This is a genomic window from Staphylococcus lugdunensis (assembly GCF_002901705.1).
GTDB lineage: Bacteria > Bacillota > Bacilli > Staphylococcales > Staphylococcaceae > Staphylococcus > Staphylococcus lugdunensis.
The window spans coordinates 998,218-1,019,293 of the sequence record NZ_PPPV01000016.1 but is presented as its reverse complement, the minus strand read 5'-3'; the positions used below and the strand labels follow the sequence as shown (position 1 = coordinate 1,019,293).

15 protein-coding genes, 1 tRNA gene, 1 other RNA gene and 1 pseudogene are annotated in these 21,076 nt (G+C 35.5%); 4 read left to right on the top strand and 14 right to left on the bottom strand.

Translation table 11 applies throughout. The features are described 5' to 3' along the window. Nucleotides 1-464: 464 nt before the first annotated feature. From recR to gltB, 11 genes are all read right to left on the bottom strand, one after another. Nucleotides 465-1,061 carry a recombination mediator RecR gene (recR, locus tag CD041_RS11540; RefSeq protein ID WP_002461175.1) on the bottom strand — a complete coding sequence of 199 codons (597 nt, stop codon included), beginning with the start codon at nucleotides 1,059-1,061 and terminating at the stop codon, nucleotides 465-467. 6 nt (nucleotides 1,062-1,067) lie between these two features. Then, nucleotides 1,068-1,385 carry a YbaB/EbfC family nucleoid-associated protein gene (locus CD041_RS11535; RefSeq protein WP_002479279.1) on the bottom strand — a complete coding sequence of 106 codons (318 nt, stop codon included), beginning with the start codon at nucleotides 1,383-1,385 and terminating at the stop codon, nucleotides 1,068-1,070. A gap of 87 nt (nucleotides 1,386-1,472) precedes the next feature. Continuing rightward, complete coding sequence (dnaX, locus tag CD041_RS11530) at nucleotides 1,473-3,203, bottom strand: DNA polymerase III subunit gamma/tau (RefSeq protein WP_070647997.1); 1,731 nt, start codon at nucleotides 3,201-3,203, stop codon at nucleotides 1,473-1,475. A gap of 65 nt (nucleotides 3,204-3,268) precedes the next feature. After that, a complete protein-coding gene (locus CD041_RS11525; RefSeq protein ID WP_070647998.1) occupies nucleotides 3,269-3,793 on the bottom strand; it encodes a GNAT family N-acetyltransferase in 525 nt (174 codons plus the stop codon). A gap of 327 nt (nucleotides 3,794-4,120) precedes the next feature. Next, nucleotides 4,121-4,390, bottom strand: an RNA gene (ffs, locus tag CD041_RS11520) — signal recognition particle sRNA large type. Between the two features lie 87 nt (nucleotides 4,391-4,477). Then, entirely contained in the window at nucleotides 4,478-5,215 is a 738-nt protein-coding gene (gene treR, locus CD041_RS11515; protein ID WP_002461171.1) for a trehalose operon repressor, read from the bottom strand. Between the two features lie 11 nt (nucleotides 5,216-5,226). Further along, nucleotides 5,227-6,864, bottom strand: coding sequence for an alpha,alpha-phosphotrehalase (treC, locus tag CD041_RS11510; RefSeq protein WP_002479277.1), 1,638 nt, complete (start codon nucleotides 6,862-6,864; stop codon nucleotides 5,227-5,229). A 76-nt stretch (nucleotides 6,865-6,940) separates the two neighbouring features. Then, nucleotides 6,941-8,386, bottom strand: a complete 1,446-nt coding sequence (gene treP, locus CD041_RS11505; protein WP_070647999.1) for a PTS system trehalose-specific EIIBC component — start codon at nucleotides 8,384-8,386, stop codon at nucleotides 6,941-6,943. A 292-nt stretch (nucleotides 8,387-8,678) separates the two neighbouring features. Continuing rightward, nucleotides 8,679-8,771 (bottom strand) — tRNA-Ser (locus CD041_RS11500). A gap of 47 nt (nucleotides 8,772-8,818) precedes the next feature. Then, nucleotides 8,819-10,294: a glutamate synthase subunit beta gene (locus CD041_RS11495; RefSeq protein WP_002479275.1), complete on the bottom strand. Its 1,476-nt coding sequence runs from the start codon at nucleotides 10,292-10,294 to the stop codon at nucleotides 8,819-8,821. A 17-nt stretch (nucleotides 10,295-10,311) separates the two neighbouring features. Continuing rightward, nucleotides 10,312-14,808 (bottom strand): glutamate synthase large subunit, encoded by a 4,497-nt coding sequence (gene gltB, locus CD041_RS11490; RefSeq protein ID WP_070648000.1) that lies wholly within the window; start codon nucleotides 14,806-14,808, stop codon nucleotides 10,312-10,314. Between the two features lie 143 nt (nucleotides 14,809-14,951). Between gltB and gltC the strand changes: the two genes are divergently transcribed. The 3 genes from gltC to CD041_RS11475 all read left to right on the top strand — a co-directional run bounded on the left by gltC (nucleotide 14,952) and on the right by CD041_RS11475 (nucleotide 17,826). Then, a complete protein-coding gene (gltC, locus tag CD041_RS11485; protein ID WP_070815450.1) occupies nucleotides 14,952-15,836 on the top strand; it encodes a glutamate biosynthesis transcriptional regulator GltC in 885 nt (294 codons plus the stop codon). A gap of 98 nt (nucleotides 15,837-15,934) precedes the next feature. After that, entirely contained in the window at nucleotides 15,935-17,047 is a 1,113-nt protein-coding gene (locus CD041_RS11480; RefSeq protein WP_176744560.1) for a YibE/F family protein, read from the top strand. Further along, nucleotides 17,044-17,826: a YibE/F family protein gene (locus CD041_RS11475; RefSeq protein WP_002461163.1), complete on the top strand. Its 783-nt coding sequence runs from the start codon at nucleotides 17,044-17,046 to the stop codon at nucleotides 17,824-17,826. The genes CD041_RS11480 and CD041_RS11475 overlap by 4 nt, the downstream gene beginning before the upstream one ends. 332 nt (nucleotides 17,827-18,158) lie before the next feature. Here CD041_RS11475 and CD041_RS11470 read toward each other — a convergent pair whose 3' ends face one another. Beyond that, nucleotides 18,159-18,545 (bottom strand): NUDIX hydrolase, encoded by a 387-nt coding sequence (locus CD041_RS11470; protein WP_002479271.1) that lies wholly within the window; start codon nucleotides 18,543-18,545, stop codon nucleotides 18,159-18,161. A 128-nt stretch (nucleotides 18,546-18,673) separates the two neighbouring features. Between CD041_RS11470 and CD041_RS11465 the strand changes: the two genes are divergently transcribed. After that, nucleotides 18,674-18,943: a hypothetical protein gene (locus CD041_RS11465; protein WP_002461160.1), complete on the top strand. Its 270-nt coding sequence runs from the start codon at nucleotides 18,674-18,676 to the stop codon at nucleotides 18,941-18,943. 205 nt (nucleotides 18,944-19,148) lie between these two features. Here the strand turns inward: CD041_RS11465 and CD041_RS11460 are convergent, their stop codons facing one another. Then, nucleotides 19,149-20,120, bottom strand: coding sequence for a LysM peptidoglycan-binding domain-containing protein (locus CD041_RS11460; RefSeq protein WP_002479270.1), 972 nt, complete (start codon nucleotides 20,118-20,120; stop codon nucleotides 19,149-19,151). Nucleotides 20,121-20,926: 806 nt separating this feature from the next. Next, nucleotides 20,927-21,076 (bottom strand): annotated as a pseudogene (locus tag CD041_RS12390) (MetQ/NlpA family ABC transporter substrate-binding protein); the annotation flags it as partial.

The window sequence follows — 21,076 nt, the reverse complement described above, 5'->3', positions numbered from 1 at the left end:
TACATTATTGGAATTAACGTTGACATATTGTCATTCAGTTTTCAATGTTCATTTCTTACCGACGAGAATTAATTATACTAGCTATAGCCATAAAAGTCAACAACTATATATAATTAATTTTTATTTGAAATGCTAAGTTGATTTGCTCAACAAATAAATACTATACAAGATGAGTGTCTTTATCACAATAGTAAAAATTACACCTATTCATTTACATTTAAAATACGTCTCACCATAAAGCGAACAACATTTTGATTAGAGAGTAAATAGTTCGCCTATCCACTCGATTTTTGTGTGAAAATTTATAAATATAGTCATAATACCGCATTTTTACAAACTTTAGTTTGTAGCAAATTTTTATGAAAAAATTAAAAAAAGCCAATTAACTCGCTCTAAAACATATAAGTTCTTAATCTATCAGAATTAATATATGTTAAGCGCGCCTTATTGGCTCAACTCATTTACTACATTTCAGTTCTTCCAGCGATTGCTTTTGAAAGTGTGACTTCATCTGCATACTCTAAATCTCCACCAACTGACAAACCTTGTGCAAGTCTTGTTACTTTAATGCCTATTGGTTTAACAAGTCTAGAAATATACATCGCTGTCGATTCACCTTCAAGATTTGGATTCATTGCTAATATAAGCTCTTTCACTTCTTCATCTTTTAATCTTTCTATTAATGAAGGGATGTTTATATCTTCAGGCCCAATACCATCCATTGGCGATATAGAACCATGTAAGACGTGATAAAGCCCTTTATACTCCCGCATTTTTTCCATAGCAATAACGTCTTTATCATCTTCGACTACACAAATCACTGTCCGATCCCTTTGCTTATCTTCACAAATATAGCAAGGGTCATTTTCTGTGATATGTCCACAAACACTGCAATAAGTTAACTCTCTTTTGACATCAACAAGTGCCTTCGCAAATTGAACTACGTCGTCTTCTTTCATATTTAGAGTATGAAAAGCCAGACGTTGAGCCGTCTTAGGACCAATGCCTGGTAATTTCATAAAACTGTCTATGAGTTTAGATATAGGTTCTGGATAATGCATGAGTTATCACATTCCAGGAATGTTTAGGCCTTGTGTATGTTTACCTAAGCGCTCTTGTGTTAGCTCATCAGCTTTGTTCATTGCTTCATTCGTAGCTGCTAAAACTAAATCTTGTAGCATTTCAATATCATCTGGATCAACAGCTTCTTCTTTAATTTCAACATCAACTACTTCTTTATGTCCAGTTACAGTTACAGCTACCATACCACCGCCAGCTGTACCTACAATACGCTCATCTTTAAGCTTTTCTTGTTCTTGAGCCATTTTCTTTTGCATTTTTTGCATTTGTTTCATCATTTGTTGCATATTTCCGCCACCGCGCATAATATCATTTCCTCCTTGAATAAACATCTATTTGTTCAAATTATACTTTTATTTCATTATACATACGAAAATAACTGTTGTCATGTCTTACTCTTCATCAACAAGATGCACGGTTTCATCTCCAAATAAGTCTCGCGCTTTTTGTGCGACATCAGTGGGTTGTGATTGTTCTCTCGTCTTAGTTTGCTGTGATGATTCATCCTGTGTTTCATGTTGCTCACCATTATGATTTTTGCGCTGTTGTATATATTCAGATCTGACTCTTAACCATTGATCAGATGGTACACCAACAACTTGGACGTTCTTATTGATAATCTCACAAACAACACTTTCTATATTATTTCTTTTTTCTACATCCTTATTGACTATTTCACAATGAATTTCTTCCTCAAATTTCACTAGTACATTTGTTTCACTTGCAGCCACTGGTTCGGAATTCTGTAGCAAGCTTACTAATGATTTTCTATCGTTATTTTTAGCATGGTCAATAACGTCATTCCAACGCCCTTTTAACAGTTTAATATCTTCTTTATTTGCATTATCTAATACTTTAGTAATCTTGCTCATTGAAAATGCATGTTTCACTTCTACATTACTTCTTGTTGCACGTTGAGCAGTTGGCTTTTGTGGTTTAGCAATAACACCTTGGGCTTTAAGTGTCTTAAGTTCATTTTCAAGTTGTTCCATTCTTTGTAACAAAGCATCATTTGTTGGTTGTGTTACCGCAGCTGGTGTAGCAACATTTTGGACATTTTCTGGACTGGTTTTCATCATTTCTGAAATTTTTACTAATAAAACTTCGAAATGTACGTTCTGATTGACACTAAAACGAATAGAAACAAGCGTATCATTAATAATATCAATCATATGGTACAACATTTCTAAATCAAAATCTGCTAATGCATCATATGTCATTGACTCGTCTGCTGTTTTACTCATGATGGTATCTCTGACAAAATAAATCATATCATTGATAAGGCGATTAACCTCTTTACCTTCAGAAATAAAATGATGGTAACGGGTGAACGCTTCACGCACATCGCCATTAACAATATCCTTAAATAAATCATTAAGTGCCGCTTCGTCTACACTTCCTGTTACGTCTAAAGCGTCTTTCAGTGTTAAGTGGTCATCTCCAAACGCAATGGCCTGATCCATAATACTTAATGCATCCCGCATGCCACCTTCAGATGCTTTAGCTATAAATTCTAGGGCTGCAATATCATAATCGATTTGTTGTTCATCAGCCACAAAGCGCAACCGTTCTACGATTTGCTCACTATTAATGGCTTTAAAATCAAATCTTTGTGCCCTAGAAATGATTGTCGGAGGAATTTTGTGAGGTTCTGTTGTTGCTAATATAAAAATCGCATGTGCAGGTGGCTCTTCTAACGTTTTTAACAACGCATTAAATGCCCCTGTAGTTAACATGTGAACCTCATCTATAATATAAACTTTGAATTTCGATTCACTAGGTGCATACTTCACTTTATCTCTAATATTTCTTATTTCATCTACGCCATTATTACTTGCCGCATCAATTTCGATGACATCGGAGTTAGTGCCTGTCGTAATGCCCTTACATATCGCACATTCATTACAAGGCTCACCATCATTACTATTTAAGCAATTGATTGCTTTTGCAAACACTTTAGCAATACTTGTTTTTCCTGTACCTCTTGGGCCACTAAAAATATAGGCATGTGATTGCTTACCTTTTGATATCGCGTTTTTCAGCGTTTGCGTTACGTGTTCTTGTCCAACAACATCGGAAAAGCTTTGAGGTCTGAACATTCGATACAATGCCTGATAATTCACTTCTACACCTCCATAAACAATTACTCATTATTATATCATGGGTTCTCCATTTTATATCAATTCATTTATACTACATCTGCATCTTTTACTTTTCCATGCGGATAGTCTGTTAATTGATCCCATAAAAACTTCACTTGTAGCTGTTCTAACGTACTTTCGTCGGAATAAATATCGTAAATTTCTGCCTTTTCATAGCCCAACTGTTCAAAATAATCAGGCGCTCCAGATACAATGATCGTATTAAAATTTTCTGCTCTAGCACGTTCTTCAACAGCATTTACTAAAGCTTTGCCGATTCCTTGACCTCTTACTTCTGGATCTACGGATAATGATGCAAGTTCAAGTGCAGGATACTTCGCATCTTGCGCAACGATATTAATTTTACTTAACATAACATGTCCTACTACTACAGCTGCTTCATCTTTAGCAATTACTTCTAGTTCATATTGGTAACTTGGCGACTGTCTTAACCTTGCTACTAGCGCTCTTTTTGCTTTACCTTTTTTCGGATTTTCTGTATAACTTTGTTCGATTTTTTCTAGCGTCTGAGTATAATCTACTTCAGTTAAGGTGCTTAAATTTACTTGCATATATCCTCCTGAACATTGTATGCATAGACGCAAATACATGCACTTTCATTATATAGCACATAGTTAAAATGAAATGCATCAGCATAGCTTTAATTTATAACAGTTTAAATGTATCAAATTTTTGCTATATTCGCTATTTTAATCAAAAGGGCAGTAGTAAAATCATATTTCATCACAAAGATTTTGTAACTTTGCTTCTGGAAATGCATTGTGCCATTCCTCTCTGTTGAGGCTCCGAAAATGTAATTAGAGGCTGAGTTATTAAATATATCTCAGCCTCCTCGTATTGTATTTATTTATAGTAAAGTTTTGATTGTATATAAAAAGCCGCACACCTCTGAATCGAACACAATTCATAAACGTTACCGAAGTCGACAGCTAAATCTCGGCTACCCTACGGCACATATGAGGATCCACTTAATGCTGCTTCCGTCAGGACCTGACATGATTCATGGGTTCATATTGCATAGGACCGAAATCTTCAAACACTACGTGCTTCGGGCAGACTTCACAAAATTGTGCCCTCAACAAAGGAATTAAGTCTCGCATAAAGCGGATTTCGAGTATAGGGAACCGCTACCTCCCCACCTAGCACGGCAAGAATTATATTACTATAAATAAGCATTGATATGCAAGTGTAATGTCTATCATTTAGAATAGATGCGTAATCAATAAATCACATTTTTAATAGTTGTGATAACGTCGTGAAAATTCTTTAAAAGTGAAATCTGTAGCAATATGCTTTGAAATATTATATTGAAAAGCTGTCGTATCTTTAAGATAAATAATACTTCTAACTGTTGCCGAATATGGTGGCTCAACATTTCCAAATATACTTAACTCATAATCATTAAATGCTTCGAAGGTAATCGCTTTACATGAATAACTAATTTGTAAGTTGAGTTGTTGCTCAATATAATTATATATCGAATCCTCTACAACTTCTCGACTCAAACTTGGTACTTGGGATGCCAAAAAGAAATCTTCATCTAATATTTTAACTTTCCCATCAATACTTCGAGTACGTACAATGTGTAGAAGTCTTTCATAGTTTCTCAACCCTAATTTTTCTTTAACAACTGGGAATTCATGTGCATAACATGTTTCGTTGAGAAGCATTTCCGTATGGTGGGTGAGCCCTAATTGTTCCTTTATTTCTTTAAAACTAATTAAATCCGAAAATGGGAATTCCGTTACGCCTCGATATATAACAACAGAGCCCTTACCTCTTATTTTCTGAATCATACCATCAGCTACTAATAAATCTAAAGCTTTTCTCACTGTTTCACGTGAAGCTTTATTTATATTCATTAACTCATGTTCCGATGGTAATTGACTCCCTTTAGTATAACTTCCATTCAAAATGGCTGTTTTTAATTGGTTATAAATTTTTGTGAATTTCTTAATTGTCACTTGGTTCACCAATTCCTTATCTATAATTCTTGCTCAACCACCAACGCTCCATATCCAGTTATTTGTCGGTTTGATATTTCCCCGTTTCTAATAATTGTTTTTCCTTTAATGTTTAAATCTTCTGGTAATCGTACTGGTTGCTGTGAAAAGTTAGCGACAACTAACCATGAAGTTGCTTGATAATTACGTCGATATATAAACAACTTGTCATGTGCCATATATAGCGCTTCTATATTTCCGTAAGTCACAATATCATATTGGTGTCGAATGTCAATCAATTGTCGATATGTTTGTAAAATAGATTGCTTATCTTGCATCGCTTGTTGAACATTTACTTGTTCATAATTTTGTGCTAAATCAATCCAAGGCTTACCTGTAGTGAAACCTCCATAAGCTTCATTATTCCATTGCATAGGTGTGCGTGAATTATCTCGAGACTTTTGTCCTAAAATCGTAAGCGCCTCTGCATCACTTTCACCCTGTGCAGTTAATTTTTCATACGCATTATGAGATTCAATATCGCGATATTGTTCTATAGTAGTAAAATGTGGATTGGTCATACCGATTTCTTCACCTTGATAGATGTACGGTGTCCCTTGAAGCATATGCAACACAATTGCTAACATTTTAGCACTGGCTTGGCGATTTTCTTCAGTCGAATCATCTCCAAAACGTGACACGACACGTGGTTGATCGTGATTGCACCAGAATATCGCGTTCCAACCCCCACCTTGATAAATGCCTATTTGCCATTCCATCAAAATTTCCTTCAACTTGAGAAAGTTTAACTTAGCATTTGACCACTTTTCACCATTAAGATAATCAACTTTGAGGTGATGGAAATGAAATACGCTGTTAAGTTCTTGACGCTCTGGTTGAGTATATTTAATGCAATGTTCAATCGTTGTTGATGACATCTCACCAACTGTCATCATTCCTTTATCGCCGAAAGTATTGCGGTTTAACTCATGTAAATACTGATGAACACGTGGTCCATCCGTATAAAATTCTTTTCCAATTTTTGATGAATCTTTAAATTCACCTTTAGATATAAGATTAATAACATCAAAACGGAAGCCATCTACCCCAAATTTAATCCAGTAATTAACAATATCATATAACGCTTGACGTACCTTTTCATTTCCCCAATTCAAATCAGCTTGTGTTACATCGAAAAGGTGAAGATAATACGCATCAGTCTTCTCATCATATTGCCATGCATTTCCACCAAACTTTGATTCCCAATTCGTCGGTGGCCCATCTGGAGATGTTTTAAAAAAATAAAAATCACGATACGGGTTGTCTTTTGAACTGATTGCTTGTTTAAACCATTCATGTTCTGTAGAAGTATGATTAATGACAATATCTAACATAACTTTTAGATTACGGTCATGTGCTTCAGAAATCAATGTTTGAAAGTCTTCTATGGTGCCAAATCGTTCATTGATTTTAAAATAATTACTAATATCATAACCATTATCATTCATAGGTGATTCATAAATCGGGGTTAACCAAATATAATCAACACCTAAATATTGTATATAGTCCAGTTTGTCAATGATACCTTGTAAATCTCCTTCACCATTCCCAGTTGTATCGTTAAAAGATTTCGGATAAATTTGATAAACTACAGATTTTCTCCAGTCATTGTTTGCCATGTCCTGCTCCTTTTTATATGTTATTCGTATAGAAAACGCATCTCGGTTATAATGATTAATCTATACGTCGTTCAAATTATTTTTCTGCTTCTGGAGGTGTTACAATTTTTTTCGTTTTTTCATGACTAAATTTTGCTAAAAATACCGTTAATATTGCTGGAATCACTAATGCTGCAATAGTTATAGGAAGATATACCGGCCACCAAAATTGATGTTGAATAGAAATAAATGCAGGAAATCCGCCTACACCTACATTACCTAGCACTCGATTCGCCCCCACAAATGCACCTAGTATCGCTGATGTTGATATCGCTGCTACAAATGGATATTTTAGAGGTAAGTTCACCCCAAACATTGCTGGCTCTGTTACCCCAAGAATGCCTGAAATACTTGAAGTTAATGCTAATCCCTCTTCTTTAACCATTTTGCGTCGTTTATACACATACCAAGCTCCAAATGCTGCTGAACCTTGACACATGTTTGAAATAGCAACAATTGGCCATAGATAAGTGCCTCCCAATTTACTGCCCATCAATTGAAAGTCAACTGCTAAGAACATATGATGTAACCCTGTAATAACAAGCGGGCCATAAAGTAATCCATATAAGAAGCCTCCTAGCCATCCAGCATGTTCAAATACAAATTGTATTGCACCTGTAATACCAGTACCAATGACTAATGCAATTGGACCTATAATGACAAATGCTAAAAAGCCGGTAACTAAAAGCGCAATAGGCCCTACCACCAACATCTTAATGGAATCATGAACTACGTTATTTAATGCTTTTTCAATTTGTGCCAATACATATGCTGCAAACAACACTGGCAAGACTTGTCCTTGATAATTTAATTGTTTAATTTCTAAACCAAATAAATGCCATGTAGGAATATGTCCCTTGCCAATATCATATTGAGAGACCAGTTGTGGATGCATTAATATGAGTCCAAGTACTAATCCTAAGATAGGACTTCCCCCAAATACACGCATACTACTCCACCCAATAAGTGCAGGTAAGAAAATAAAAGCCGTACTAGCAATCACATTAACGATATTAGAAATATCTCCTAATTGCTGATATTGTTCGACTAATGGCTTAGGCCCAAAAAGCCCTTTCATCGTTAATAAGTTGTTAATTCCCATCAATAAACCCGCTGTAACTAATGCAGGTAAAATTGGAATAAAAATATCTCCTAATAACTTAATCAGCCGTTGTAAAGGGTTCCCTTTTTTTGCAGCTGCTTGCTTAGCTTCATCTTTGGAAGCCTCTTCAACACCCGTTTCATCTATAAAGTGCTTATATACTTCCTCTACTGTTCCTGGTCCAATAACAATTTGATACTGATGATCTGCTTTAAATTGCCCTTTGACCAATGGATTGTCACTTAACATGTCTTTATTTACTTTATTATCATCTTTAAGCACGATTCTTAATCGAGTCACACAATGCGTTGCTGCATCAATATTTTCTTTACCACCAATTGCTTGTACAATGTGCTGCACATCTTTTCTATTTACAGCCAAGTTAGCCACTTCCTTTTTATCTTTGCTTCAGTATAACTTGTCTAGACAAGTTATGTAAAGACTTTCATTATTGAAGTGGTTTGTTTTTAAAATAATCTCTTAGGATACTATAACTCAAATTATTTAACGATGTTGATTTTCCTTTTCAGTAATTCATTAGTAAATGGTTTAGTTCACACTTCTTTTTTGACTTATTCAATATTTTAACTATTCACTTAACACGTAAAAAAGCAAGCCCTTATTAACTAAGCGCTTGCATTAAATATCTATTAGTCTTGGATTTTAAATATAATGGCGGAGGAAGAGGGATTCGAACCCCCGCGGGCCGTTAAGCCCCTGTCGGTTTTCAAGACCGATCCCTTCAGCCGGACTTGGGTATTCCTCCAATGAACACAATAAACATCTTATTATAGCGTTCATTAAAAGTCAATATTATTTTATATGTTGTGCCATGTTTTTTTGAGTTAAATAATGATGGACTGCTTTAGCAACTCCACGTCCTTCTCTAATAGCCCACACAACCAAACTTTGTCCGCGTCGCGCATCTCCAGCAGCAAAGATATGCGGATGATTTGTTTGATAATTTATGTCATCGGCTACTATTTTATTGCGTTCTGTAGCAATATGAAATGCATGTGGCACTGTATTTTCTGTACCAACAAATCCAATGGATAGCAACACTAAGTCTGCTGGCCAGTGACGTTCTGTACCATCAACGATTGACATACCATTTTCTGTTTGCTCTAAAACTTGTGTAAAGACACCTCTAACATATCCTAAATGGTCTACATCATAGCGCATAGTTTGAACACCATAAGCACGTGGTTCTTTACCAAAGCGTGCTTCATATTCTTTATGGGCATAATCCATTTTGAATACTGGCATCGCAAGTGGCCATGCTGTATTGTAATCAACGGTCATCTTTTCTGGCAACCGTGTATATTTATTGAACTGAACCACAGACTTACAGTTTTCACGTAAAGCCGTAGCTACGCAGTCTGCTCCTGTATCACCTGCGCCAATAACAATAACATTTTTATTTTTTGCCGTAATAGTTGGCTGATTTATTTCACCATTTAACACCTGCATTTGTTCAGTTAGATAGTCCATAGCAAAATGAATTCCAAATCCCATCCGTCCTTCTAATGGTAAATCTCTAGCCTGTTGGGAACCTGTACATAGAATAATAGCATCAAACGTATCTTCTAACGTTGTTTTGCTGATATCTACCCCCACCTCAACATCAGTCTTAAAGCATATACCTGCTTCTTCCATTAATGCAATACGGCGGCGAACTACATTCTTGTCCAATTTCATATTAGGAATACCATACATCAGCAAACCACCAGGCTCGTGGGCCTTTTCAAATACTGTAACCTGATATCCTTGATAGTTTAATTCCTCAGCAGCAGTTAAACCAGCCGGTCCACTACCAACTATAGCCACCGATTGATTTCTAGAGGTACGAGGGTATTTAGGTGAAACCCAACCATGCTCATAAGCTTCATCAATAATAGTGCGCTCAATTCCTTTTATAGCAACTGATTCTCTATTGATTTTCATAACACATGAGTTTTCACATGGTGCTGGACAGACTCGGCCAGTAAATTCCGGAAAATTATTTGTTTCTTTTAGACGCTCATAAGCACTTTTAAAGTCTTGATGATACACTAAATCGTTCCATTCAGGAATGTAATTACCAATAGGGCAGCCTATCGTTTCTTTGCCATAAGGTAGCCCCGTCTGACAAAAAGGTGTGCCACAATCCATACATCGAGCACCTTGAATCCTTGCTTCCTCTTTAGTAAAACGTTGTTGAAATGGCTGATGATTTAACAGTCGATCTGCTAATGATAATTCCGTCAGCGATTGTTTGTCATACATCATAAAACCCTTATATTCCCCCATGACCATCGCTCCTTCCATCAATACACTAACGTCGGTTGCAATGCTTTATCTATCGACGTGCTATCATCATTAAAAGCCGCCAATAATGCATCAGCATCACTGCTATACTGACGTCGTTTTATCTCGATTTTTTGCATCATTAATTCATAATCTTTTGGTATCACTTTAACTGCACGTGACTCTATTTGGTCAAACTGTTTAAGCACATCACGTGCTTTCGTACTATTTGTATAGGCGATGTGTGCCTCTAGCATTTGACGGATTAATGCTTGTTCTTCTTGATGTACAACTTGTTTAAATGCCAAAGTCTCTAGTGCATGTGTAGCTTTGAATGCTTCAACATCACTCGGGAAGACATAACATACACCACCACTCATACCTTGACCAAAGTTTTTACCTACGTCTCCTAGTATGAGCACGTGTCCTCCTGTCATATACTCTAGGCCATGATCTCCGATTCCTTCTACAACAACATTCACACCGCTATTACGAATACAAAATCGTTCGCCAGCACGACCATTAATATACGCCTCTCCGGCGGTAGCACCATAAAAACAAACATTTCCTACAATAATATCTTTTTCTCTTTCAGGTTTTGGTGCTTTAATACAAATTTTGCCACCTGACAACCCTTTACCAACATAGTCATTTGCATCACCAGTATGTTGTATTGTTAATCCTTGTGGCGCAAATGCTGCTATACTTTGCCCAGCATGACCAGATGTTTTTACTATAATGGTATCTTCTGGCAAGCCATCCGGACCATAGTATTCTGTTATCGTACTACCCGTAATAACACCAACATCACGTTGTTCATTATGAATAACATATGTCCCCTCAAAGTGTTGGCCTTCTTTAATTGCGATTTGTGCATCGTAGTACAAACTACTTAAATCAAAACCTTGTTCTAAATGATGTTGTTGCATCATCTGTTGATAATTCACACCAGCTATTGGTTCAAGTAGTGGCGACAAATCTAAGGTTGCCGCTTTAGATCTTGGCGGTATATCCGTTGCACGCTCAAGCAAGTCTGTACGACCAATCAAATCTTCTACGCGTTTTAAACCTAGAGAAGCTAAAATTTCCCGCATTTCTTCTGCGATAAAATACATAAAATTCACGACATGTTCTGCTTTGCCATTAAATAATGCACGCAAATCCTTATTTTGAGTAGCAATACCCACGGGACAAGTATCTTTATGACACACCCGCATCATGACACATCCCAACACAACAAGTGGTGCCGTAGCAAAACCAAACTCTTCAGCACCTAATGCGCAAGCAAGTGCAACATCTCTACCTGTAAGTAATTTACCATCCGTTTCAATTTTGACACGACTACGTAAATCATTAAGCTTTAACGTTTGATGTGTTTCTGCTAACCCAATCTCCCAAGGTAATCCTGCATGTTGTATACTCGTTTTCGGTGAAGCACCTGTACCACCATCATAGCCACTGATTACGATCTTATCAGCAAAAGCTTTTGCGACACCAGAAGCAATCGTACCAACGCCTGATTTCGATACTAATTTTACCGCTACAGCCGCATTTCTATTTGCATTTTTTAAATCATGGATCAATTGTGCTAAATCCTCAATCGAATAAATATCATGATGCGGTGGTGGTGAAATAAGTCCAATCCCAGGTGTTGCACCTCTTACCTTGGCAATCCAAGGATACACTTTACTGCCTGGTAATTGTCCTCCTTCACCTGGTTTAGCACCTTGAGCAACTTTAATCTGTAACTCTTTTGCATGTTGTAAGTATTCACTTGTTACGCCAAAACGACCGGATGCTACTTGCTTTATGGCACTAGATATATTACTGCCATCTGCTTGCTGTTTATAGCGGTAAGCATGTTCTCCACCCTCACCACTGTTGCTTTTTCCGCCTAACTGATTCATAGCTTTGGCTAAAGTCTCATGTGCCTCTGCCGAAATTGAACCATAACTCATTGCGCCTGTATTAAATCGTCTTACGATCTCTTCTGCTGATTCCACCTCTTCAATTGAGATTGGGTGCTGTTGTTTAAACGTTAGTAAGTCTCTGATATGGTCAAATCGTTTGCTATGAACTGCAGCAGTAAATTCTTTGAATTGTTGGTAGTCATTTTCGCGACATGCGTGTTGTAACTTGAAAATAGTCAATGGATTAAATACATGGTGCTGTCCTTGTTGTCTCCATTGAAATACACTTCCTGAAGGTAAATAATCTAAGTGTCGTTGTTGCTGTGCTTTATTTTCTGCTTCTATTTGTGCTATGGATAACCCTGATAGCTTAGACGGCGTGCCTGGGAAATAGCGTTCAATAACTTCATGAGACAAACCAATTGCTTCAAAAATTTGAGCACCGTGATAACTTTGTACCGTTGAAATACCCATTTTAGCCATGACTTTTATGACGCCTTCAGATAAAATTTGAGTATATGTTTCGACATTATTTGAAACTTTACCTATTAGCTTTTTCTGTACTGTCAACTGTTCAATGGTTGCTTGCGCAAGATATGGTACTACCGCATTCGCTCCGTAGCCTAATAAGCACGCAACATGATGAACTTCTCTTGTTTCTCCGCTATAAGCCACGATACTTGTATTCATGCGTAAATTTTCTTTAATGAGTAGCTGATGAATATAGCTGGTTGCAAGTAATATAGGCAAGGCATATGCTGTTTTCTGGCTCAACAAACTATCATCTAATACGAGAATTTCAGCGCCATCTTTAACTGCTTCAATGACCTGTTGACCAAGCAATTCAAGTGCATCTGCAAGCACATTTGTATATAAGGTAGATAATCGTACTGTCTTGAACTCACTCGATTCAATATATTCAAGCTGACTAGGTGTCAATACAGGTCTTTGTAATTGAATTCGCTTTAGCGCTTCCGGCGTCGGATGTAATATATTCCCCTCTGCACCTAGGTAAGACAGTTCACTTGTTACTATTTTCTCACGATAAGCATCAATGGGTGGATTAGTAACTTGTGCAAATAATTGCTTAAAGTAATTGAATAAACTTTGTGGTTGTTCATTTAATACAGCTATTGGCACATCATAACCCATGGCACCAATTGGATCTTTCTTGCCAGTCACAATTTCACTCATATATTTATTAATATCTTCTTTGGTATAGCCAAATTGTTGTTGTAACTTAAATATTGTTGTTTCAGATAAACACGATGATTGATAACCTATTTGTTCCAAGTGTAAATCAATTTTATGCTTTGCAAGCCACGCTTTATAAGGATATTGTGTTGCTATTCGTGATTTCAGCTCATTATTTTCAATTACTTGCTGTGTCTCAAAATCCACAAGCAATAATTTACCTGGATTTAACTGCCCTTTATAAGCGACATTCGCTTCTGGAATATCAACCACACCAACTTCAGAAGAAAAAACAATATAATTATCCTTTGTAATCGTATAACGTCCAGGTCTCAAACCATTACGATCTGTTAAAGCGCCTATTTTGTCGCCGTTACAAAACGATATCATTGTTGGTCCGTCCCAAGGTTCCATCAAGTAGCTATAAAATTCATAAAATGCACGCACCGTTGCATCATTTGCTTTGTTATGTTGCCATGGTTCTGGTATAAGGAGCATCGCTGCTTGTTCAGGTTCCATAGCAAGTGTTAAAAATTCTAACGCATTGTCAACAATAGCAGAATCACTACCATCTTCATCTACAATCTGGCAAATCTTATGTGCATCATTCGGAAATAATGTTTGGATCAGTTGTCGTTGACGCGCCCGCATCCAGTTCACATTCCCTTGAATGGTGTTAATTTCTCCATTATGCATTAGCATACGGTTAGGATGTGCCCGTTTCCAACTTGGGAATGTGTTCGTGCTAAAACGAGAATGTACCAATCCAAATTTAGACTGATAATCTGAATGTTGTAAATCCAAATATAACCCCTTAATCTGATCAGATCTCAGCCATCCTTTATAAACAATTGTTTTATGAGATAAGCTAGTAAAATAAAGTTCTAACCCCTGTTGTTCAGCTTCGTGTTCAATTTGTTTTCTTGCCAAATATAACTTTTTCTCGATATCTTGATGATTAGTAATGTCGACAAAGATTTGATAGACATATGGCATAGTCTTAGCTACATGCTGTGCTAATACCTCTTTATTTACAGGTACTTCACGATATCCTAGCACCTTTAGTCCTTCACTACGAAATAACAAATCTATCATTTTCTGATATCGTGTATTTACTATGACCTTTTGAGAAAAGAATAATCCTACCGCGTATTCCCCTTCACACGGAAGTTCAAAATCAACATGTTTATTAAAATAATCAAATGGTATTTCGGTCATTATTCCTGCGCCATCGCCTGTAATACCATCTGCGCCCACACCACCGCGATGATCTAAACGACGTAACATTTCTAATGATTTGTCAACGATGTCATGCGAGCGTTTATTATCCATATTGGCATAAAAACCAATACCACAAGCATCATGTTCTTCTCGATAATCATATAATCCTCTTTTTATTGTTAAATCACACATGATGCATACCCCATTTTCAAGAATTTTCTGAATATTTATGTTAATATGCTTCACTATAATGTAAAATATTTATCTGTACAATATACGAATTCGATAATACCTTTCTAATTTTTAGAACAATGATAGTTAATGGAGGAATAGGCATGGAAATCAAACAATTAAAATATTTTTTAGAGGTAGCTAAAAGAGAACATCTTTCTGATGCAGCATTAGAACTAGATATCGCCCAGTCGGCAATTAGTCGGCAGATTCAACAATTAGAAGATGAGTTGCAAGTCAAATTATTTAAGCGTCAAGGTCGTAACATTCGTTTAACCACAGCAGGTAAAGACTTTGTTATTCATGCCACTAAATTATTAAATCAAGTAGATGAAACTTTGACATTATTCCGTCAACAAGAATCCAATAATCTTTATTCTATTAATTTAGGATATGAACAAGGCTATGTTGCTGAACGTATATTACCATTAATACAAACATTTGAACGTCAGTATGATAGTAAAATTATTCCTCAACAAGTTTCTCAAGATTCCACGAAGCAGATATTAGTGGATGCGTTGGATGTTGCGATTACTGAGCTTACTCCAACGCTACAACAAAACAACGATTTAAATGTAACTTTATTATATGAAGAAACATACCATTTATATTTACCTAAAGAAGAACCGTTAGCTCTGGCGATGAACCCAAACTTAGCTCAATTTGAAGGCGCAACGATTTTTACATTAACGCCACTGTCCACAACAATGATAGCTTTAATTGAACAATTAACTAAAGCTACACTACACGTCGTCACACATCCGGCGCTAGCTCAATATTTACTTGCACAACATCGTGGTTTTATATTAGCACCGGATTATCAACGCTTAACTGTCAGTTCACTTGATTATAAAGATATTTCACTTAATCACACGCCTTTAAAACGCTCTATCTGCATCGTAGTGCGCAAAGAAAATAATAAGCCTGATGTGCAACAATTAACATCACTGATACAAACTTTATTTAATCGTGTTTCAACATATCATTAATCGTTCACGCCACTTTATAAAGCTGCTAATATTTGAAATGCTAAAGCTTAGGGCGTATAATCACTCTATCTTTAAAGTGAAAGGACCGTCTTAACATGATGCAATATAAAAACATATTGACTTCAAGATTTTTTTGGCTAATTTGCAGTTTAGCAGTCCTTATATTAGCAGTGTTTATTTTTACATTTTTCAACAATCGACTCTACCACACGCCTATTGCCAAGATTACAAATGTCGAACAAGTTCATCAGCAAAAAATAACTGATGAACACCATAATACAGATACAAAGTACAAACAACGTCTAACATTAGAAATATTAAATGGTAAGTTTCAGCATCAAACAACAACCATTAACCATACATATGTAGCATCTCAAGCAGATACAGAAGACTTTTCTAAAAATAACAAAGTACTTTTACATATAACAGATTCATTAAAAAGCGCAACTATTATCGAAAAAAAACGTGATTCCCTAGTCGTTGCAATTTCTGGAGTATTCATACTCGCCGTACTCATTGTTGGTAAGAAAGTCGGTTTACAATCGATTCTATCACTAGCCTTCAATACTTGTGCCGTCTTATTGGCTATTCAACTTCATAACCAGCATCCTTCATTAAGTCTCTTTGGACTTATGACAATTGCTGTTACCTTAGCGACAATCATCACGCTACTACTAGTCACCGGATTAAAGCTGAGGTCATGGATAACGATTGCCAGTACTTTACTCGGCACTCTATTAAGCATTGGCATTACTGCATTGGTCATTCGTTTAACCGATGGTGCAGGTATAAAATATGAAACGATGAGTTTTCTCACATTACCACCTAAAGAAGTATTTTTAGCTTCCGTCTTAATTGGGTCTCTCGGTGCAGTTATGGATGTTGCTATCACTTTATCTAGTGGTATGTATGAAATTTATCAACGTACACCTGACATAAGTTTACAGCGCCTTGCAGTAGCCGGACGACGTATCGGTCAAGATATCATGGGAACCATGACGAATATACTATTATTTTCATATTTGTCTGGAAGTCTACCAATGCTACTTATATATCTAAAAAATGCCAATACATTTACTTACACGATTTCAATGAATTGGTCGTTAGAAATTACTCGAGCGATTTCTGGCGGGATTGGCATTGTCTTAACGATACCTATTACTATTACTTTAATGAGCCTTTTTATTAAATTGCGAGGTGAGCCATCATGAGTGCAATTACATTATTAGGATTTATCTTATTTTTATTAATGATTGTTTTTGGCGGGACTAAGGGGCTTATTTCATTTTTAACCTTATTCTTAAATTTTATCATTTTATTGATAAGTATCGTTTGTATTATGTTGGGTATACCGATATACGTGGTACTCGTCATTTTCTGTATCGTAGTTGCTTCATGCAATTTATTCATTTTAAATAGTTATAATATTAAAACTAAAGCCGCCTTTCTAGGCACAATGATAACCATCATGATACTTATTCTAGGTATTTATTTATCTGTTCGACTCGGTCATTTACAAGGTTTTACTACTGAACAACAGGATGAAACTTATATATTTTCCATGAACATTGGTATCGATATGGTGCAATTTATGGTGTTTACCATTGTGTTAGCAGTTATTGCAGCTGTTATTGATTTAGCAATCACCATCAGTTCACCAATGTACGAATTACACGAAGCAAATCCAAAATTATCTCAAACAGATTTATTCAAATCCGGCATGACGGTTGGACGAGAAATATTAGCTACTTCTGCAAACACAATTTATTTGGCTTATTTTGGTGGTCAATTAACATTATTCTTTTGGTTTTTTAAACTGAATTATTCATTTGAACACATTATCAATTCAAAAATCTTTACTCAAGAATTTATTTCCATCTTGCTAGGTGGTATCGCCATTGCAATAAGTATCCCTATCACTGCATGGATTACTGCCTTTTTCATTAAACATAAAAAATTATCCGCCACTCATTCTCAAACAATTGAATAACAATCAGGCAGGTTCACGTATGGCGCACGTTGTAACCTGCCTTATATTTTTCATTTAAACATTGAATTTGATTTCCTACTCCTTAGCATTATGGCATTCGTTGCTCTAGCTTAAGTATTTTCCCGGGAAATATACGATGAGTCTGGGACATCATTACCTTCTAGGTTATGAATTAAATATTGGCAGTAGTTGACAGGATTGAAAAAAGCTTGGTATCAGTGTATTTTCAATCCTGTCAACCTTGCGGGAGCGAGACTACAGATTCATAATGAATGCTGTCTCGTTTCCTATTTCCTTAATTCTATAACCTTGTTCAACACATTTTGAAAGAATCATTTTGAAGATATTTGCGCAATCCATGTTTGGACTGCTGGCGCTATTAAATGTGTATCTGTTTTATCAACCCATTTAATATCTGTAATTTCGTTATCGATTTGAATTTGTTCCCAATCTATATCTGTCGTCACACGATAACCATTGAGCTCCGTCTGCATATTTTTTTGCGGATATGCTTGCCCTACCACTGTCCCAATATATTCAAATTGAGTTTGAGGAATATCAAGCTTTAATTCTTCATTCACTTCTCTCTGGATAGCATCTAACATCGATTCATGAGCTTCTATTTTCCCACCTGGAAAATAATATTTTTCTCTATGTCTGACCTGTACGAGCAAGATTTTATCTTCTGTTTCTTCTACTAAGCATACACAACGAATCACTTTGACCATTCCTTTGGGATTAATTTGATTATTACATGTAACTATGTGCTTTCAAACATAATAAATGTTTCGTTATTACAATTTCGTTTATAATATAACCATATCATATTCATCGGAGGGTATGTTTCATGGCAAAAAAATCAAAATTAACACATGTATCCAATTTAATTAGTTTAGCCGGCTTTTTAGTAGATGGATACAATGGGATTAAGCATGACGCAAAAGAAAAGAATTTAGTTTATTTATCATTAGGTTTAAGCACTGCTGGTACTTTATTAGATTTCTATGTATCTTTAAAATCTCCTAAAAAGATCCGTAAACTTGCTGCACTATTTCTATTTATAATCAATGTCACACGCTTAGCTACAAGTTATCGTAAAATTAAAGAAGATTTCTAATTTCGTATTGTTATTTTATAGTGTTAGTCAATAACATTATTGCAGACATTCTTCTTATTTTATATCTACAACTCACAAATAAACAATTAGAACCGCAATTTGCTGTATTTAACAAATTACGGTTCTATTTTTTGCAAGCCTTAAGTAAGGTTGCCAAGATTTTAGTATATTTTAATCTCTCATCTTATTGATACAGCATCATTCATTAATGAATATATCTATATGAAGATACTTGATAAGAAGGTATTGTGCGATATGTCATAATTCCTGGTGATGCACTGTAGTTCATTTCTGAAACTAAGATACTACCATCACTGTTAACACGTTCTACAAACGCAACATGACCATAATATCCTATATCTGTTTGTGCAATTGAGCCTACTGTTGGCGTATAGTTAATTGTGTATCCATCCGCTGCAGCTGCGTTATCCCAATTATTAGCATTCCACCAATATGTGCTGATACCTTTACCAATAGCTGCACGACGATTAAATACATGCCATGTACATTGACCCCATGTATATAAGTTACTGTGGCTAAAAATTGGTGTTCTATAGCTATTAGAATTTGAAGTTCTTGTTGAAGAACCTGAAGCTGTGCCAGTCACTTTTAATTTTTGACCTGGGTAAATAAAGAAATTATTTAAACCATTTAATTGCATGATTTTTTGGTAAGTTGTGTTATATTTTGATGCAATTAAAGATAATGAATCTCCTGGTTGCACTGTATAAATACTAGATTTTGATGATTGTGATGGTTTTGTATTGTTCTTTGCAGCTGTACCAGTCACTTTTAATTTTTGACCTGGATAAATAAAGAAATTATTTAAACCATTTAATTGCATAATTTTTTGATATGTTGTGTTATATTTCGATGCAATGAGAGATAACGAATCTCCTGGTTGCACTGTATATGTACTACTACTTGTGTTTGCAGTACGGTTTGCTGTACTTTTGCTAGATCCACTTACTTTTAACACCTGATTAGGGAAAATTAAATTGGATTTTAATCCATTAAGTGATTTTAATCGTGCAATAGACATACCATATTTATGAGAAATTGACCAAACAGATTCTCCAGCTTTAACTGTATGTGTTGTAGCTGCTTCTGCCTGATGTGCGAATACGGTACTTAAAGCACTTGTCCCAATAATTGCTGCCATATATTTCTTTTTCACTAAAAAAACCTCCAATATCATTTTAATGTGTCTTTGTATTATTCATAAACATACTACTCACTATGTCTCATTACATTAAATAGCAGTAATGGCATCTCTCGACTAAATAGATGAAAATGATTGCATTAAGTCGAGACGTAGTTTACTTCATATACTATACACATTCATGTATTGTCTCGGCTTTTCGTTCTGTCTTTTATAAATCCACATATTAAAGGTAATACAAAAAACAGCAGAATACCATTTCAATTACATTACAGTATTGTGAAGTTATGATACATTACTTTGCGCTATTAAAATATTATTTTTTTATTTATTTTTTTAACAATGTTTTTGTCGGTTATATGGCGATCTACAAACAAAATGATGCCACGATATCATTGCTAGAAAAAACTGATTTAGCCAGTTTTTCTGTACTTGGGCCTCACCCCAACTTGCGTTGTCCGTTGCCTTTCGCTTCGAAAGCCTCTGTGTTGGGGCCCCACCCCAACTTGCTTTGCTTGGTGAAATGGGCTATCAATTGAGACTTCTTTTTTAATTTCTAATGATGTTAATGATATTGTCGAATCTATACCTAATAATTGCTTCTAATATTATCATAATGCTACATATCGACCTGCAATGATGTTAAAAGTGATCCTATATATCTTCACTCAATCTATATTCTCCGGCTTTGAGTTTGTGTGCTATTTCTGATTTTCACTAGAATGTTAGGTTGAAAAATAACGAAAAAGACAATCTCTATTTGACTTCAATAGAAATTATCTTTTTCTTAATTAGATGCATTTTAACTATGTTATTTTAAGTTATTTTAAGCTATTTTCAATCTCTTCGATTTCTTTTTGAGATAGATTAATGGATTTTTCTCCGTCTTTAATGTCTTTTTTCAATGCCTCTTGTGCTTCTTTTGAGTGATATAATTTCACAATTTTTTGATACGTTTTATTATCTTTATC

What these genes read in the sequence shown, in the direction of transcription:
- recR (WP_002461175.1), bottom strand. Translation starts at nt 1,061, where the DNA reads ATGCATTATCCAGAACCTATATCTAAACTCATAGACAGTTTTATGAAA.
- CD041_RS11535 (WP_002479279.1), bottom strand. Translation starts at nt 1,385, where the DNA reads ATGCGCGGTGGCGGAAATATGCAACAAATGATGAAACAAATGCAAAAA.
- CD041_RS11525 (WP_070647998.1), bottom strand. Translation starts at nt 3,793, where the DNA reads ATGCAAGTAAATTTAAGCACCTTAACTGAAGTAGATTATACTCAGACG.
- treC (WP_002479277.1), bottom strand. Translation starts at nt 6,864, where the DNA reads ATGGCAAACAATGACTGGAGAAAATCTGTAGTTTATCAAATTTATCCG.
- CD041_RS11495 (WP_002479275.1), bottom strand. Translation starts at nt 10,294, where the DNA reads ATGGGGGAATATAAGGGTTTTATGATGTATGACAAACAATCGCTGACG.
- gltB (WP_070648000.1), bottom strand. Translation starts at nt 14,808, where the DNA reads ATGTGTGATTTAACAATAAAAAGAGGATTATATGATTATCGAGAAGAA.
- gltC (WP_070815450.1), top strand. Translation starts at nt 14,952, where the DNA reads ATGGAAATCAAACAATTAAAATATTTTTTAGAGGTAGCTAAAAGAGAA.
- CD041_RS11480 (WP_176744560.1), top strand. Translation starts at nt 15,935, where the DNA reads ATGCAATATAAAAACATATTGACTTCAAGATTTTTTTGGCTAATTTGC.
- CD041_RS11475 (WP_002461163.1), top strand. Translation starts at nt 17,044, where the DNA reads ATGAGTGCAATTACATTATTAGGATTTATCTTATTTTTATTAATGATT.
- CD041_RS11465 (WP_002461160.1), top strand. Translation starts at nt 18,674, where the DNA reads ATGGCAAAAAAATCAAAATTAACACATGTATCCAATTTAATTAGTTTA.